The organism is Salinicoccus roseus (genome assembly GCF_003814515.1).
Lineage (GTDB): Bacteria > Bacillota > Bacilli > Staphylococcales > Salinicoccaceae > Salinicoccus > Salinicoccus roseus.
Window position 1 is genome coordinate 601,897 of the sequence record NZ_RKQJ01000001.1, and the last position, 14,191, is coordinate 616,087.

Below are 14,191 nucleotides of genomic sequence, written 5' to 3' on the forward strand. Positions count from 1 at the left end.
ATCCCACGGTGGGATGCTTTTTGCTATTTTGTGAATGTGCTGATGGCATGCTTATAGATCAGGTGGTTCTTGCCGCCGGAGTGGAGCTGGATGACGAATTTATCAAAATCGATGACGGTACCCCTCATCTGAAAACCGTTCACCAGAAATACGGTAACCTCGACTTCGGACTCCTTGAATTCGCTGAGAAACTTATCCTGTAGATCGCCATTAGTCATTTTTCTTTCTCTCCTTCGCCTGTAGGAATTGATATATATCCTCAAATATTATATCTGTGTTCACTGAATCAAGGTCATACCATTTGACGGGAAGCTGGTTTCTGAAGAAGGTCAGCTGCCGCTTTGCGTACTGCCTGGTATGCTGCTTGATGGATTCCTTCACATCATTGAGGGATGCCTCCCCTTCGAAGTAAGGGAGGAATTCCTTGTAGCCGATTGCTGCACCCGCTGTTTTCGACAATGAACGGTGTTGGAATAGATTCCTCACTTCATCCTCGAGGCCCATCTCGAACATTTTATCGACACGTGCATCGATGTTGCTGTGTATCAGCTTCCTGTCACGCGTCAATCCTACTATAAATGTATCATATTTCATTTCATCTGTGTAGCCGGGCCCGATCCTGTTGCTGATCCTGTCACTCAGTTCATGCTTGACCAAGGCACGGATGACACGCTTGCGGTTATTCGCATGGATCTCCTCGGCAAGCTTCGGATCGATGGATTTGAGGCGGCTGTGGAGGATCGGCGTGCCCATCCTTTCAAACCGCTCCGTCAAAGCCCGCTTCTCCTCGTCGTCCTCATCATCAAACTCATAGCCATAGATCAGCGCCCGGATATAGTGGCCGGTGCCGCCCACGATGAACGGCACGCGGCCGTCCTCGTGGAATTCATCTATGATTTCGTCCACATGCTTCTGGAACTGATGCACTGAAAATGTGGTATCCGGAGGCATGACGTCTATCATGTAGTGCTGCACACCATCCATTTCTTCATCCGTTATCTTTCCTGTACCGATATCCATCCCCTGGTACACCTGCATCGAATCACCACTGATGACCTCCAGGTTGAACCGCTTTGCGATTTCAACACCGAGCTGTGATTTTCCTATGGCGGTCGGACCTACGAGTATAAGCAGCTTCTTCTTTTCAGACATGTCTCATCACCCATTCCAGTAATCTGTTATAGACCTGTTCACGATTCTTTTCAAACAGCACTTCATGGCGGCTCGTATCATAGAGCTGCACGGTCACTGAATCTGCATACCGGCGGTAGCGCCGCGCGAGCTTCCCTATATCTTTCCCCCTGTTGGAGAACGGATCCTCCCTGCCGCCGATCAGGAGTATGGGGCCCCCGGGGTCCAGCCGCTTCATGTTTCCATGCTTCGTGCTGATTCTGATGTGGCGGACGATCTCGGACAGCGCCCGGTTGCTCATCAGGAATCCACAGTATGGATCCCCATTATATTGTTTGACGTTCGTGTCATCCGCGGACAGCCATCTGTTCTTCCGGCCCCCTTCGAAAGCTGCATCATAGCCCAGGAAGGCCAGCCTGTTGACGGTTTTGGACCGCATTTCTGGTGCGGCGCCCGCCACCATCCTCAGCAGTTTCGATGCGATACCGTCAAGGAGGCCATCCTTATTCCCTGTGCCGACGATGACGCCGCCATCATATACACCATATTCAAGGAGCCTCCTGGCTGCGATGGAACCCATGGAATGCCCGAGGATGAACTTCGGCAGGCCGCTGGGGATTACTGCCGACACCGCCAGGGCATCATCGATCAGCAGGTTGAAGTCGTCGAAGTGGCCTTTGTCTCCGGCACTCCTGCCATGACCGCGGTGGTCATGCATGACCACCATGCAGTCGTTCATCGCAAGCCATGTCATCATCTCGGTATAGCGCTCCTTATGCTCCGCCATGCCGTGAAGAAGCTGGATCGCACAGAGGGGTTTTTCAGGCGAGAAGACGGTCGCCTCTATCTCCCTGCCTCCATTGTATATCATCTGTTCGCTGATCTTCATCTTTTGCCTCCCTATTTCATGATGCGGTTGAACATGCGCTCGATTTCATAAGTGCTCATATGGATGATGACCGGCCGGCCGTGCGGACAGGTGTAGGGTGATCTGCAGGCTCTGAGGGATTCGAGCAGGGCTTCGATCTGCGGCCTGTCGAGATAATGATTGGCCTTGATCGACCGCTTGCAGCTCATCATGATCGCCATCTCCTCCTTGTACTGGTTGACGGAGAAGTCCTCCTTTGATGAAACGAAGTGGATCAGTTCCTCTATGTCGGCTTCCGGATTCCTTTCATCGATCCAATTCGGATAGCGTGTCACTGCGTACTGCCTGATTCCCGTCTTTTCAATTTCAAAGCCGAGGGAACGGAGCCGCTTCAACCTGTCATCTATTGCTATTATATCATTCATCGGGAATTCGAATGTGTATGGGATGAGGAGCGGGATGCCATCTGTTTCCCCCTGGACGATGTTTTCCGAATAGTATTCGTACTTGATCCGCTCCTGGGCGGCGTGCTGGTCCATCATATACATGCCGGTATCGTTCTGCAGGATGATGTAGGTGCCATGCAGCTGTCCGACGATTTCGAGATAGGGCAGCTTTTCCCGCTCTTTCTCTCCCGGATGCGTATGCGGAACGCTCGACGGCGTATCCCGCCGTTTTGGCGGCGCGGACGATTCCGGCTTGCGGGCCTGCGTCTCCTTAAGTACTGTGCGCTCGGGTGCTACCCTGTAGTCAGATTTTGTGCTCTGGTCTTCCCGGGTTCTCGGCGCCTCCTGTACTGATGGTTCCGCTTGAGGCGGTGCCGCCCGCTCTGCAGTGAAGTCCAGCGCTTCCTGGGTGGGCCTCTCCTGCCGCCGCGGCTTCTCCTTTGAGACATCCGGAATCAGCATCTCGTCCTTAATGTGACTGCTGACCGCCGACTCGAGCAGTTTGTTCAGCTCACGCTCCTTTGAGAAGCGCACTTCTATCTTCGAAGGATGGACATTCACATCGACAAGTTTCGGATCCATTTTGATGTCGATGACGACGATGGGATACTTGTCCTTCGGCAGCAGTGTATGGTAGGCATTCACGATGGACTGTGACAGCATGAAATTCTTTATGAACCTGCGGTTGACGGAAATGTTGAGATAGTTCCTGTTGCTGCGGTTGATCTCCGGCCGGATGGCATAGCCGCGGATGTCAAAGTCGGCATCATGTGCCTCGATTTCTACCGCATGGCGGGCGACATTCAGGCCGTAAATGTCACTGATGACCTCCTTGAGGTTGCCATTGCCCTTCGTCATGATCTTCTCCTGGCCGTCCAGGACGAGCCGGAAGCTGATGCCGGGGTTCGCCAGTGCCATGCGCTGGATGATGTCGATGATCTTGCCGCTTTCCGTACGCATGGAACGCATGTACTTCAGCCGGGCCGGTGTGTTGAAGAAGAGGTCCGTTATGGTGATGTCCGTCCCCTGCCGCTCCTTGCCTGGAATCTGCTCGACCAGATTTCCGCCTTCGAAGCGGATGAATACCGGATTCCCAGCAGTGTGCTTCGTCTCAACCGTGACTTTCGCCACGGCGCCGATGCTGGCGAGCGCTTCCCCGCGAAAGCCGAGGGAGCGGATCTGGAAGAGGTCATAGTCGGTATCGATCTTGCTAGTCGCATGCCGCTGGAACAGGAGCGGTCCATCCGTATGATGGATGCCGTCCCCGTTGTCGACGATGCGGATCTGCTTCATCCCCGATTCCTCTATGAACACTTCCACCTGTGTCGCATGGGCATCGATGGAGTTTTCGGCCAACTCCTTGACGACGGAGCTTGGACGCTCTACCACTTCGCCTGCGGCTATCTTGTTCTGTATCGCACTGTCCAGTACTTTGATCGGACTCATATCATCACTCGCCTTCAAGCTCGTTTTTTAGTTCCTGCAGCTTCATCATCGCATCAAGCGGCGTCATCTGGTTGATGTCGAGCGACTTCAGCTGGTCGATGACCGGATGGGCTTCAAATGCCTCTGTATCATCAAGGGGAAGTGAAAGCTGTTCGCTGCCGGTCACCCGTCCGTCCTGTTCGAATGTCTTCAGGAGGTCATTCGCCCGGGTGGTGACTTCATCCGGCAGTTCGGCAAGCTTCGCCACATGGATGCCGTAGCTCCGCTCCACAGGGCCCGGCTTCACTTTGTGCAGGAAAATCAATTTGCCGTCGTACTCCGTCGCCTTCACATGCACATTCTTCAGATGGTCGAGCTCGGTGCTGAGCCGGGTCATTTCATGGTAGTGGGTGGAGAACAGCGTCTTCGCCCCGATATGATGGTGAATGTATTCAAGCATCGCCTGGGCCAGGGACATGCCGTCATAGGTCGAGGTGCCCCGTCCAATTTCATCGAAGATGAGGAGGCTGTTCTCCGTCGCATTCTGGAGGGCATCATTCGCCTCCATCATTTCAATCATGAAGGTCGATTTCCCGCTGGCCAGGTCATCACTCGCCCCGATGCGGGTGAATATCTGGTCGAATATCGGCAGCACTGCCGCTTCCGCCGGGACATACATGCCCATCTGGGCCATGATGCTGATGATGGCAACCTGACGCATATAGGTACTCTTGCCGGACATGTTCGGTCCTGTGATCAGATAGATGAATGTATCCTGGTCCATGTCGAGGGAGTTCGGTACATATGTGTTCTCCCCGATCACCTTCTCCACCACAGGATGGCGTCCTTCAGTGATCGACAGTTCATCTTCGCTGAACTCGGGGCGTACAAGACGATATTCATTTGCCACCGTCGCAAACGATACGAGGCAGTCCAATGTGCTGATGATGTCCGCTGTCGTCTGCAGCCGCGGGATGAACTGCTCCATATGTTCACGGAGCGCGACGAACAGCTCGTACTCGAGTATGACACTCTCATCCTGCGCACTGAGCAGCTTCGACTCCATCTCCTTGAGTTCCGGTGTGATGAAGCGTTCTGCGTTCGTCAGCGTCTGCTTGCGCTGGTAGTCGAACTTTTCGGCATCGAAATTCACCGCGTTGCCTTTGGAAATTTCGATGTAGTAGCCGAACACCTTGTTGAATCCGACCTTCAGGTTCTTGATGCCGGTACGCTCCCTTTCGCGTTCGATGTAGTCATTGAGCCACACCCTGCCGTTGTTTGAGATGTACCGGTATTCATCGAGCCTGCTGCTGTAGCCCTCCCTGAAGATGCCGCCCTCGCGGATGGTCTTCGGCGGAGAATCATCGAGGCTGTCCGCAAGCAGCCCGTGGACATCATCAAGAATGTCGAAGGCCCGGAACAACGGCGTACCGAGCAGCCCGATCCGTTCGAGCATTTCCGCGATGGCCGGAAGTCCCCTTAGGGAATCCCTCAGCTGTACAAAGTCCTTTGCATCGATGTTGCCGAAACTCAGCCGGCCGACGAGCCGCTCGATGTCAAATACATTGTTGAGCAGGCTGCGCATGTCCTCACGCTCGATGAAGTGGTCGAGGAGGACAGCCACGGCCTCATGGCGCTCTTCTATCGCCGTCCGGCGGAGCAGCGGGCGCTCGATCCATTTCCTCAGCTTACGCTTGCCCATCGGGGTCTCCGTACGGTTGAGGTACCAGAACAGGGAACCCTTCGTCTTTTTCGTCTGCAGGCTCTCTAGCAGCTCCAGATTGGAGAGTGCCGCATAGTTCAGTTGCATCGTCTCCTTGATGCGGTGCTTCTCCACGGTCCTGAAATGCTTCAGGTCCTTCATGTTGTGGGCGCGGATATATCCCACGAGCAGATCGAGCGTCTTCTGCTCTCCTTCCGTGATCCCCTCCCCGTATTCGAGCGGGAAATGCGTCTCATTCGAAAAGGGGGTGGTCACCGGCGGATCGGAATAGAGCTCTGACATCAGGCCTTCGATGTCCGCTTCGACCACGACTTCCCTTGGACGGATCCGGTCGATTTCGCTCTTCAGCACATCGCGGTCACCGGTCGAAAATGCAAATATCTCCCCGGTCGAAATATCCGAATAGGCGGCGGTGAAGAGCTCTGATTCTTCATCCAGCGCAAGGATATAGTTGCTCCTGCCGTCATCCATGCCGAAGTCGTCGATCAGCGTACCCGGCGTGATGATGCGCACCACTTCCCGCTTCACCATGCCCTTCGTCTTTTTCGGATCTTCCATCTGCTCGCAGATGGCAACCTTGTATCCCTGGTCGATCAGCCGCTCGATATAGCCTTTCGCAGAATGGTACGGCACGCCGCACATCGGTATGGGATCCTTCTTCTTGTCCCGTGATGTCAAGGTGATTTCAAGCACCTTGCTCGCTGTAATCGCATCATCGTAGAACAGCTCGTAGAAATCACCCAGTCTATAGAAGAGCAGCACACCAGGGTGCTCCTCCTTGATATTCAGATATTGTTGCATCATCGGTGTTACTGTAGCCATCTAAACACTTCCATTACTAAAATATATCTGCATTATATCATGCACCCCTTCAAATGTTGAACTGCTTTAGGATCCCTTTTTCCTCCAGCTGCCTGAGCAGGAACCATGAGACCGCCGAACCGATCATCGTACTGACGAGAAATGCCGGCGCCAGCACCCAGAAGAAATCCCTGTCCAGGCCGAGCACCATGATCAGCGGAAACGTTGTGAGCGAACCGATTATGCCCGTCCCTATCACTTCCCCGACGGCGGAGAGTCCAATCTTTCTGAATCTCCTGTACAGTATGAATGCAAGGAGCGCCCCGATCATGCTGCCGGGATAGGCGAATGGGGAGCCCGTTCCCATCATGATCCGTATCGTGGATGACAGGAATGCCTGAACGATGGCCCAGGGACCTGTAAATACCACCGAAAGGACATTGATGAGATGCTGTACGGGTGCTGCCCTGATGGGCCCTATGGGGATGATGATGAACATGCTGAGCACGACGTTGAGCGCAACAAGCACACTAGTGATGGTCATTTTCCTGGTCATTCCAATACCCCTCCTTCAAAAAAAGGGCCACGCATCCCTATACGGATGCGCAGCCCTTATATTTGATATTTATTTATCTTCCTGGTTCGGCATGTTCCTCATTGCCGCGCCGGTTTCCCCCTGGAGCAGATCTCCGCCCGTGGACGTGATGATGTCGTTCGTCACCGTCTGGCTGATGGCATGGGAGACCATCTGGAGCAGTTCGTTGACCTGACCCTGGGATTCCTTGAACTGGTTGACGATCGGCATTTCGTCGAGTTCCGCCTCGACTTTCTTTATCTTCTCTTCCGTCATCTGATAGGCGCGTTCCTTGCCGTAGTTCTGGAAGTTGACCGCCTGCTTCTGCAGACTTTTCAGGCTTGCCATCTTTTCCCTGACATCCTTGTTTTCATGAATCTTGGCTTCGGCCTTCTTGAAGAAGTCCACCTGTTCCGTCTGGGCGATCATGTTGCCGAGTTCTTTCGCTTCTTTCACAATATCATCTTTCGTATACATTGTACTGCCACCTTTTCCCTATTTTAAAACCATCCACCGGATGATCCATTGCATTTTATCCATTATCCGCAATCTGATCCGATTGCTCAAATCTCCTATCAGTATATATGTTTTTCTCCCATATTTCAAAACTATTCGACCCCGGATTTCATCTCGCATCTACAGTGTCAAATGGGCTGAACCACTCCCCAAGGAAAGCGGAAAGGATGACACCGAGTACGATGAGCAGGACGAAGTGGAGATCATGGATGGAATAGGTGGTGCGGTGGTAGTAGGTCCTCGGTCCGTCGTCAAAGCCTTTCGATTCCATGGCGACCCCAAGGCGCCAGGCACGTCTGATGCTCTGACTGAGGAGTGTGACAATCGCTGATATGAAGCCTTTCAGTCCAGTAATGTACTTGCGGTGGATCAGCGCCCGCCTCACTTTGCGCGCCCGTCTGAGTGCCATGTATTCACCGGCAATGATCGGGACCATACGGACTGCAGCCATGAACGAATAGGCATATTTCGGCTTCAGCCTCCCCTGCTGCATCAGACTGTAGAAGACATCGGTAATCCGCGTCGTGAAGACGATGAGTGCACCGAAGAAGGAGAGTGTGATGCCGCGCATCATGATGTGGATGCCGCGTACAGCACTTTCTTCGGTGACATGGATGATGCCGAACCGGAAGATCGTCGTCGTCCCCTCGCCGTAGAAGATCATATACAGGCTTGAAATGAAGCCGAAAAACAGGATGGCGCCCGTCAGGAGTCCAATATAGATGTACTTCACACCACTCAGCAGGAGAAGCAGAATGAACATGATGACCGCCAGATGGAAAAGGTGATTCGGGTCATGGATGAGGATGACGGTCAAGAAAAGCGCGACGGCCACAAGGATCTTGACGAGGGGATTGACCCGGTCGGCGAATGTGATGTACCGCTTCACCGCTTCAGACATATACCTCCCCCCTTTCCACAAGTCGGCCGTCCTCAATATTGAGGCGTCTCGAGGGGTAACGCTTCATGATCTCCGCATCGTGGGTGATCATGATGACGCTCGTCCCCCGCTTCACCATTTCGTGGATCATCGTGAGCAGATTGAAGGCATGCCGCTGATCCAGACCGAAAGTCGGTTCATCGAAAATGAGGATTTCCGGCACCCCGCCTGCTGCCGTTGCTACACTCAGACGACGCTTCTGGCCGGTGGATATTTCGAGCGGATGCAGATGCGCCACATGCGAAAGTCCGAAGCGTTCGAGCAGTGCGCCGGTCTCCCGGCGTGCCGTCCTGTCATCATGGTGCATCTCCAGGTTGATGAATACTTCATCGAACACACGGTTCGTAATGAACTGGAGTTCCGGATTCTGGAAGACCGGATAGACCCTGCCGCCGAGATGGCGCGTCCGTCCGATCCGACCGCCTCCGAAAAGCACCTTCCCTCCCGAAGGGATGAGTTTCATCAGTGCAAGCAGCAGGCTCGACTTGCCCGTTCCATTATCCCCTTCAAGTGTAATCCACTCGCCTTTTCCGATCCTCAGGCTGTCTACCGTCAGAAGGTGCCTGCCCCCTCTCTTGATGGAGAGGTTTTTTGCTTCCATCAATGTGCTGGATTGCGGTGCAATTTTCGGAAGGTGCGGGGCCTCATCCCAAGAACGTGGATGCCACACGCCATATTGGTCGAGCAGTCGGCGATGCACCTCCAGCATCTCCTCAGGGGGTGCGGAACATGCGATCCCACCGGCGTCATCCATCAGTATCACCCGGTCGACCCTGTGCCATAGTGCTTCGACACGATGTTCGATGATGACGACGGTCAGCTCATCCCACATGGCCCTGACGGTATCCCAGAGATGGGCCGCCGATCTGCCGTCCAGCATGCTTGTCGGCTCATCGAGGAACAGCGTGTCCGCCTGCTGGAGCAGTGCCGAGGCGATGGCGAGCTTCTGCTTCATTCCCCCGGAGAGTGTCTGTATGGCACGCTCCGGCGCCACATCAAGTCCGACCATGTCGAGCGCCTTCATGAACAGGGGCTTCATCTCTTCCTTTGGCACCTGCCTGTTCTCAAGGACAAAGGCGAGTTCCTCAGCAACCGTCGGCATCGTGAACTGGGAATCCGGGTCCTGGAAGACGTACGCACTGGATTTGGGCAGTTCAAGTCTATCGGCCTTCATCGGTATCGTGATCGTATCCGGTATGAGGCCCCCGAGCACATTGAGCAGCGTGCTCTTGCCGGAGCCGCTCGGTCCGACGATGAGGACCTTCTCACCTTTCCCTATCTTCAGGTCGAGGCCGGTGAAGAGGGGTGATTCCGATTCCGGGAACTTCAGACGCAGCTTTTCCACTTCTATGCACATGGTCAAAGCCCTTCTTCAGCAGCATGGCCATTGCCGACGAGTTTCAGTACACCAGTCTCCTTCAGTGCACGGTACAGCAGGTGCGCGAGCCAGCCGGCAATGAGTGCACCACTCAGCACCCTGAAGCCGAACATCAGCAGCAGATTCCATGTCGCAAGCTGGCCGAGGTAGCCGTAGTACCAGTCGAGCGGGAATGTCGCAAGTGCCGCCGAAATGCCGGCGATGACCGCCACCATCAGGGATGTGCTTTCGTATTTCACGATGGCGAATACGATTTCGCATGCAAGCCCCTGGATGAGCCCATACACGATCAGCATGACATCGAACTGCAGCATGACGATCGTTTCTCCCGATGCCGCTGCAAATTCCGCAATCAGCGCCACGCCGGGTTTTCTTATGACGAGATAGGCAACCACTGCTGCGATGAACCACATGCCGTACAGCAGCTGGTTCAGATGCAGTCCAAGCGGTTCAAGCGCCGTATAGACGCCGCCCCATATTGAATAGATGAACGAGAATACGAGGGCGATGACGACCGTGATCAGCACATCGGTCAGGGTCAGCCCTTTTCTTTTTGCCATTATAAAAGCCTCCATATAATATATTCCAAACAAAAAACACACCACTAGCGGAGTGGTGTGCATATTATATGTAAAATATGCCACTTCCCTACGCTAGTATGATCTAGATCAGGTGATAAGGGTGATTCTCAGTCCTTGCGGACACCCCTAGTGGTGGTTATTTATTCGGTTGGCTCCATCATAGTACACTTTCTGAATTTTGTGAAGTCATTTATTGTCGTCTACCATCTGGTAATAGCGGCCGCGCTGTCTGACGAGTTCCTCTTCAGAACCGCTTTCGACCAATTCCCCGAGCTCCATGACGAAGATGCGGTCCACGGCCTTTATCGTATTCAGCCTGTGGGCGATGATGATGCTTGTCCGGTCCTTCATCAGCCGCTCGAGCGCCTCCTGGATCTTGAGCTCCGTCACCGTATCGATGCTGCTCGTCGCCTCGTCCAGTAGCAGTATCGCCGGATCCGTGATAAGGGCGCGGGCGATCGATATCAGCTGTTTCTGCCCCTGGGAGATGAAGCCCTCGTCGGCTTCCAGAACCGTGTCATAGCCCTCTTCTAATGCAACGATGAAGTCGTGGGCGTTGGCAAGCTTCGCCGCCTCGACCACTTCCTCATCCGTTGCATCAAGTTTGCCGTAGCGGATGTTCTCCCGGATCGTCGATTCGAACAGGTAGGGATCCTGCAGGACGAACGCCGTCTGTGAACGGACGGTCGAACGGCTGTAGTCGAGGATGTTCTCCCCGTCGATCCGGACCTCTCCGGAATCCGTTTCATAGAACCTGGCCAGCAGCTGCATGACGGTCGTCTTGCCGGCACCGGTCGCACCGATCAGGGCGACCGATTCGCCTGCATCGATCCTGAAGCTCAAGTTTCTGATCGTCGGTGTCTTCTGCGTCGGGTCATAGGAGAATGAGACATCATCGAATTCAATCTCACCCGCTATGGTCCTGCCGGTGATCTTCCCTTCATCCTTCTCCGGCTCGGAATCGATGATGCCGAATACGCGCTCCGCTCCGGCGATGGCCGAAAGCACCTGGTTGAACTGGTTGGAAAGGTCGGCAAGCGGCCGTGTGAACTGCCGTGCATATTCTGCAAACACGACGATGGTACCGATTGTGACGACACCATCCGTATAGAAGACGAGCAGACCGCCGGCACCGGCCACAATCGTAAAGCTGACGTTGTTCAGCATGTTCATCACTTTCGGGATGAAGCCAGCGTACAGGAATGCCCAGAAGGTGATGTCCCTGAGATTTCCCGCCTTTTCATTGAAGTTGCGGATCGCCGTCTCCTCCTGCGAGAAGACCTTGACGATCTCCTGCCCGGATACCATCTCTTCGATATATCCGTTCAGTTCACCGGTCGCCCGCTGCCGTTTCTTATAGAGCGGTCCGGTGCGCCTTGTGATGAAGCCTACAGCGAATATCAGCACCGGGATGATCAGCACGGTGAGGAGTGTGAGCAGTGGACTCAGATAAAGCATGACGCTGATCGTACCGATCAGCGTGACGATGCTTGTCGTGAACTGGATGAATGATGTATTGAGCGTCTGTGAAATCGTTTCGATGTCATTGGTCATGCGGCTCATCAGCTCGCCGTGCTGCCGCTTGTCATAGAATGATACCGGCAGTTTCTGCATATGTGAAAACAGCCGGCTCCGCAGCTTATAGACCGTCCTCTGGGACAGCCCCACCATGAAGAAGGCGGCGGTATACTGCGTCGATGACAGCAGGATGTAGACGACGAGCAGGAAGAGCAGTATGGTGGACAGTCCGTCCATCTCCCCCGGTATGAAGTAGTTGTCCACGATATACCCGACGAGGAAGGGCCCTGTGATGCTCAGCAGGCTGGTCAGTGTCACGAGGAAGATGATGCCGTATAGAAGCGCCCGCTCCTCCGAAATGAACTGCCACATCCGCTTCAGGGTGCCGGTGATGTCGTTCGCCCGCTGGTCCTCCTTCTTTTTCTTTCGGCCGATCTCCTCCTTTTTGAGGACCGGTTCGTGGCCGAATGGCCGTCTGATAAAATCAATCATCCAATTGCCCCCCTTCCATTTGTGATTCGACGATGGAACGGTAGAGTTCGGACTGTTCCACCAGCTCTTCATGGCTTCCGAGCGCACTGATCTCCCCATTGTCGAGGAGCAGGATGCGGTCGGCCATCCTTGCCGTAATGACCTTCTGCGTGACGATGATGCGCGTCGTATTCTCATCCTTGATGGACTCCCACAGTGCCGATTCCGTACGGATATCGAGTGCGGAGGTGCTGTCATCGAGGATGAGGATACCTGGTTTCCTGACAAGGGCCCGTGCGATCGACAGGCGCTGCTTCTGTCCGCCGGAAAGTGTGACGCCCCGCTGTCCCACCCGCGTATCATAGCGATGGTCGAACGATTCTATCGAGCGGTGGATCTGCGCCTTCTGAGTGGAGGTGAAGATTTCGGATTCGCCGGCTTCAAGGTCCCCCCACAACAGATTTTCAAAAATGCTGCCGGAGAAGAGGACTGCAGACTGCGGCACATAGCCGATGGTCTGCCGCAGATCTTCCTCGTTCCATTCCTTCACATTGATGTCGTTGACATAGACATCACCTTCCCTGACATCATACATCTTCGGAATCAGGCCGAGCAGTGTGCTCTTGCCGGAACCCGTGCCGCCCATGATGACGAATTTTTCGTTCTCTTTGATGTCGAAAGTGATATCCCGGAGCACATAGCGTGTGGACCCCGGATACTTGAAGGATACATTGTCGAATCTTACTGTGCCCGCCCGGTCCACCTTCTTTATTTCATCGTTGTCATTCACACTGACTGGTGTGTTCAGGACTTCCGCCATCCGTTCACTGGAAGCCTTGGACCGGCTGAATGCGATGATGATGAATGCGAACATCGAGAATCCGCCCTGCATCCGGAGGGCATAGTTGATGACCGCAACGACTTCCCCGACCTGGACGGTGTTGTTCTGCAGAAGATCCGAAGCCATCCACAGGACGATCAGCAGGCTGCCGTTGATGACGAGCAATAGTACCGGCATGATGGACTCCATCAGCCGGAGTGCATAGATCGTATCGTCCCTGAGCCTGCCGGCGACTTTACTGAACTTGCTGATTTCAAACTTTTCACGGTCATTCGCCTTGATCAGCCTCACGGCCTCCAGATTCTGCTGGATGAAGCGGTTGATCTTGTCCAGACGTTTCTGCACGCGCAGGAAGACCTCCCCGCCCTTGCGGGCGGTGAAGATGAGGAAGATCAGCAGCAGCGGTGTCAGGAACGACAGGTAGAATCCGAGTGTCGGATTGACGACGAACGACATGATGAGCGACCCCACTACGAGCAGCGGGGCGCGGAGGATGATGCGCAGCGACATGTAGAGGAGCATCTCCGTCTGCAGCACATCCTGCGTCATGCGGGTGATCAGGCTGGATGTCGGAAACTTGGACAGTGTAGCCAGTGTAAAGTATTGGACCTTCCTGAAGAGTGCCGTCCTCAAGTCATAGCTGAAACTGTTGGCGACATGGCTCGAGAAATAGGAGTTGATGATGCCGCTGATGAATGCGGCCATGCTGATGGCGAACATGACGGCCAAGTAGAACCATACCGTATCGATGTCCTCGGCGACGATGCCGTCATCGATCACCTTCGAGATGAGGTACGGCTGCAGCAGCTCCACACCAAGTTCGATGAACATGAAGAACAGTGCCACTGCGATGAACCATTTATATTTCAGAGCGTATTTATAGACTGTCAGCAATTCTTTCCACCCATTTCTTTCGGTTACCGAAGTATTAAATCAATTATGACATAATTCTGTCTTTTTTTACAGACAAAATAAAAA

The 14,191-nt window shown here is 54.0% G+C and carries 12 protein-coding genes and 1 riboswitch; all 12 genes read right to left on the reverse strand.

Annotated features, from left to right (window positions below):
• Nucleotides 1-23 precede the first annotated feature (23 nt).
• The 12 genes from hfq to EDC33_RS03270 all read right to left on the reverse strand — a co-directional run bounded on the left by hfq (nucleotide 24) and on the right by EDC33_RS03270 (nucleotide 14,107).
• Nucleotides 24-218 carry an RNA chaperone Hfq gene (gene hfq, locus EDC33_RS03215; RefSeq protein ID WP_031548660.1) on the reverse strand — a complete coding sequence of 65 codons (195 nt, stop codon included), beginning with the start codon at nucleotides 216-218 and terminating at the stop codon, nucleotides 24-26.
• Nucleotides 211-1,152 carry a tRNA (adenosine(37)-N6)-dimethylallyltransferase MiaA gene (gene miaA, locus EDC33_RS03220; protein ID WP_124010154.1) on the reverse strand — a complete coding sequence of 314 codons (942 nt, stop codon included), beginning with the start codon at nucleotides 1,150-1,152 and terminating at the stop codon, nucleotides 211-213. The genes hfq and miaA overlap by 8 nt, the downstream gene beginning before the upstream one ends.
• On the reverse strand, nucleotides 1,145-2,020 hold the full coding sequence (locus EDC33_RS03225) for an alpha/beta fold hydrolase (RefSeq protein WP_124010155.1): 876 nt from the start codon (nucleotides 2,018-2,020) through the stop codon (nucleotides 1,145-1,147). Before EDC33_RS03225 ends, miaA begins: the two co-directional genes overlap by 8 nt.
• An 11-nt stretch (nucleotides 2,021-2,031) precedes the next feature.
• A complete protein-coding gene (mutL, locus tag EDC33_RS03230; protein WP_124010156.1) occupies nucleotides 2,032-3,891 on the reverse strand; it encodes a DNA mismatch repair endonuclease MutL in 1,860 nt (619 codons plus the stop codon).
• A 4-nt stretch (nucleotides 3,892-3,895) separates the two neighbouring features.
• On the reverse strand, nucleotides 3,896-6,415 hold the full coding sequence (gene mutS / locus EDC33_RS03235) for a DNA mismatch repair protein MutS (RefSeq protein ID WP_124010157.1): 2,520 nt from the start codon (nucleotides 6,413-6,415) through the stop codon (nucleotides 3,896-3,898).
• Nucleotides 6,416-6,464: 49 nt separating this feature from the next.
• A complete protein-coding gene (thiW, locus tag EDC33_RS03240; RefSeq protein ID WP_124010158.1) occupies nucleotides 6,465-6,950 on the reverse strand; it encodes an energy coupling factor transporter S component ThiW in 486 nt (161 codons plus the stop codon).
• 69 nt (nucleotides 6,951-7,019) lie between these two features.
• Nucleotides 7,020-7,445 carry a YlbF/YmcA family competence regulator gene (locus EDC33_RS03245; RefSeq protein WP_040105599.1) on the reverse strand — a complete coding sequence of 142 codons (426 nt, stop codon included), beginning with the start codon at nucleotides 7,443-7,445 and terminating at the stop codon, nucleotides 7,020-7,022.
• A gap of 148 nt (nucleotides 7,446-7,593) precedes the next feature.
• A complete protein-coding gene (locus tag EDC33_RS03250) occupies nucleotides 7,594-8,385 on the reverse strand; it encodes an energy-coupling factor transporter transmembrane component T family protein (RefSeq protein WP_124010159.1) in 792 nt (263 codons plus the stop codon).
• Nucleotides 8,378-9,781 carry an ABC transporter ATP-binding protein gene (locus EDC33_RS03255; RefSeq protein ID WP_124010160.1) on the reverse strand — a complete coding sequence of 468 codons (1,404 nt, stop codon included), beginning with the start codon at nucleotides 9,779-9,781 and terminating at the stop codon, nucleotides 8,378-8,380. The genes EDC33_RS03250 and EDC33_RS03255 overlap by 8 nt, the downstream gene beginning before the upstream one ends.
• 2 nt (nucleotides 9,782-9,783) lie before the next feature.
• Entirely contained in the window at nucleotides 9,784-10,362 is a 579-nt protein-coding gene (locus tag EDC33_RS03260; RefSeq protein ID WP_124010161.1) for an ECF transporter S component, read from the reverse strand.
• Between the two features lie 68 nt (nucleotides 10,363-10,430).
• A riboswitch (TPP riboswitch) is annotated at nucleotides 10,431-10,521 on the reverse strand.
• Nucleotides 10,522-10,569: 48 nt separating this feature from the next.
• Entirely contained in the window at nucleotides 10,570-12,393 is a 1,824-nt protein-coding gene (locus EDC33_RS03265; RefSeq protein ID WP_094905774.1) for an ABC transporter ATP-binding protein, read from the reverse strand.
• A complete protein-coding gene (locus EDC33_RS03270) occupies nucleotides 12,386-14,107 on the reverse strand; it encodes an ABC transporter ATP-binding protein (RefSeq protein ID WP_124010162.1) in 1,722 nt (573 codons plus the stop codon). Before EDC33_RS03270 ends, EDC33_RS03265 begins: the two co-directional genes overlap by 8 nt.
• Between the last annotated feature and the right edge of the window lie 84 nt (nucleotides 14,108-14,191).

Coding starts and splice junctions, on each gene's coding strand:
- miaA (WP_124010154.1), bottom strand. CDS start 1,152: ATGTCTGAAAAGAAGAAGCTGCTTATACTCGTAGGTCCGACCGCCATA.
- EDC33_RS03225 (WP_124010155.1), bottom strand. CDS start 2,020: ATGAAGATCAGCGAACAGATGATATACAATGGAGGCAGGGAGATAGAG.
- EDC33_RS03255 (WP_124010160.1), bottom strand. CDS start 9,781: ATGTGCATAGAAGTGGAAAAGCTGCGTCTGAAGTTCCCGGAATCGGAA.
- thiW (WP_124010158.1), bottom strand. CDS start 6,950: ATGACCAGGAAAATGACCATCACTAGTGTGCTTGTTGCGCTCAACGTC.
- EDC33_RS03245 (WP_040105599.1), bottom strand. CDS start 7,445: ATGTATACGAAAGATGATATTGTGAAAGAAGCGAAAGAACTCGGCAAC.
- hfq (WP_031548660.1), bottom strand. CDS start 218: ATGACTAATGGCGATCTACAGGATAAGTTTCTCAGCGAATTCAAGGAG.
- mutL (WP_124010156.1), bottom strand. CDS start 3,891: ATGAGTCCGATCAAAGTACTGGACAGTGCGATACAGAACAAGATAGCC.
- EDC33_RS03260 (WP_124010161.1), bottom strand. CDS start 10,362: ATGGCAAAAAGAAAAGGGCTGACCCTGACCGATGTGCTGATCACGGTC.
- mutS (WP_124010157.1), bottom strand. CDS start 6,415: ATGGCTACAGTAACACCGATGATGCAACAATATCTGAATATCAAGGAG.
- EDC33_RS03265 (WP_094905774.1), bottom strand. CDS start 12,393: ATGATTGATTTTATCAGACGGCCATTCGGCCACGAACCGGTCCTCAAA.
- EDC33_RS03250 (WP_124010159.1), bottom strand. CDS start 8,385: ATGTCTGAAGCGGTGAAGCGGTACATCACATTCGCCGACCGGGTCAAT.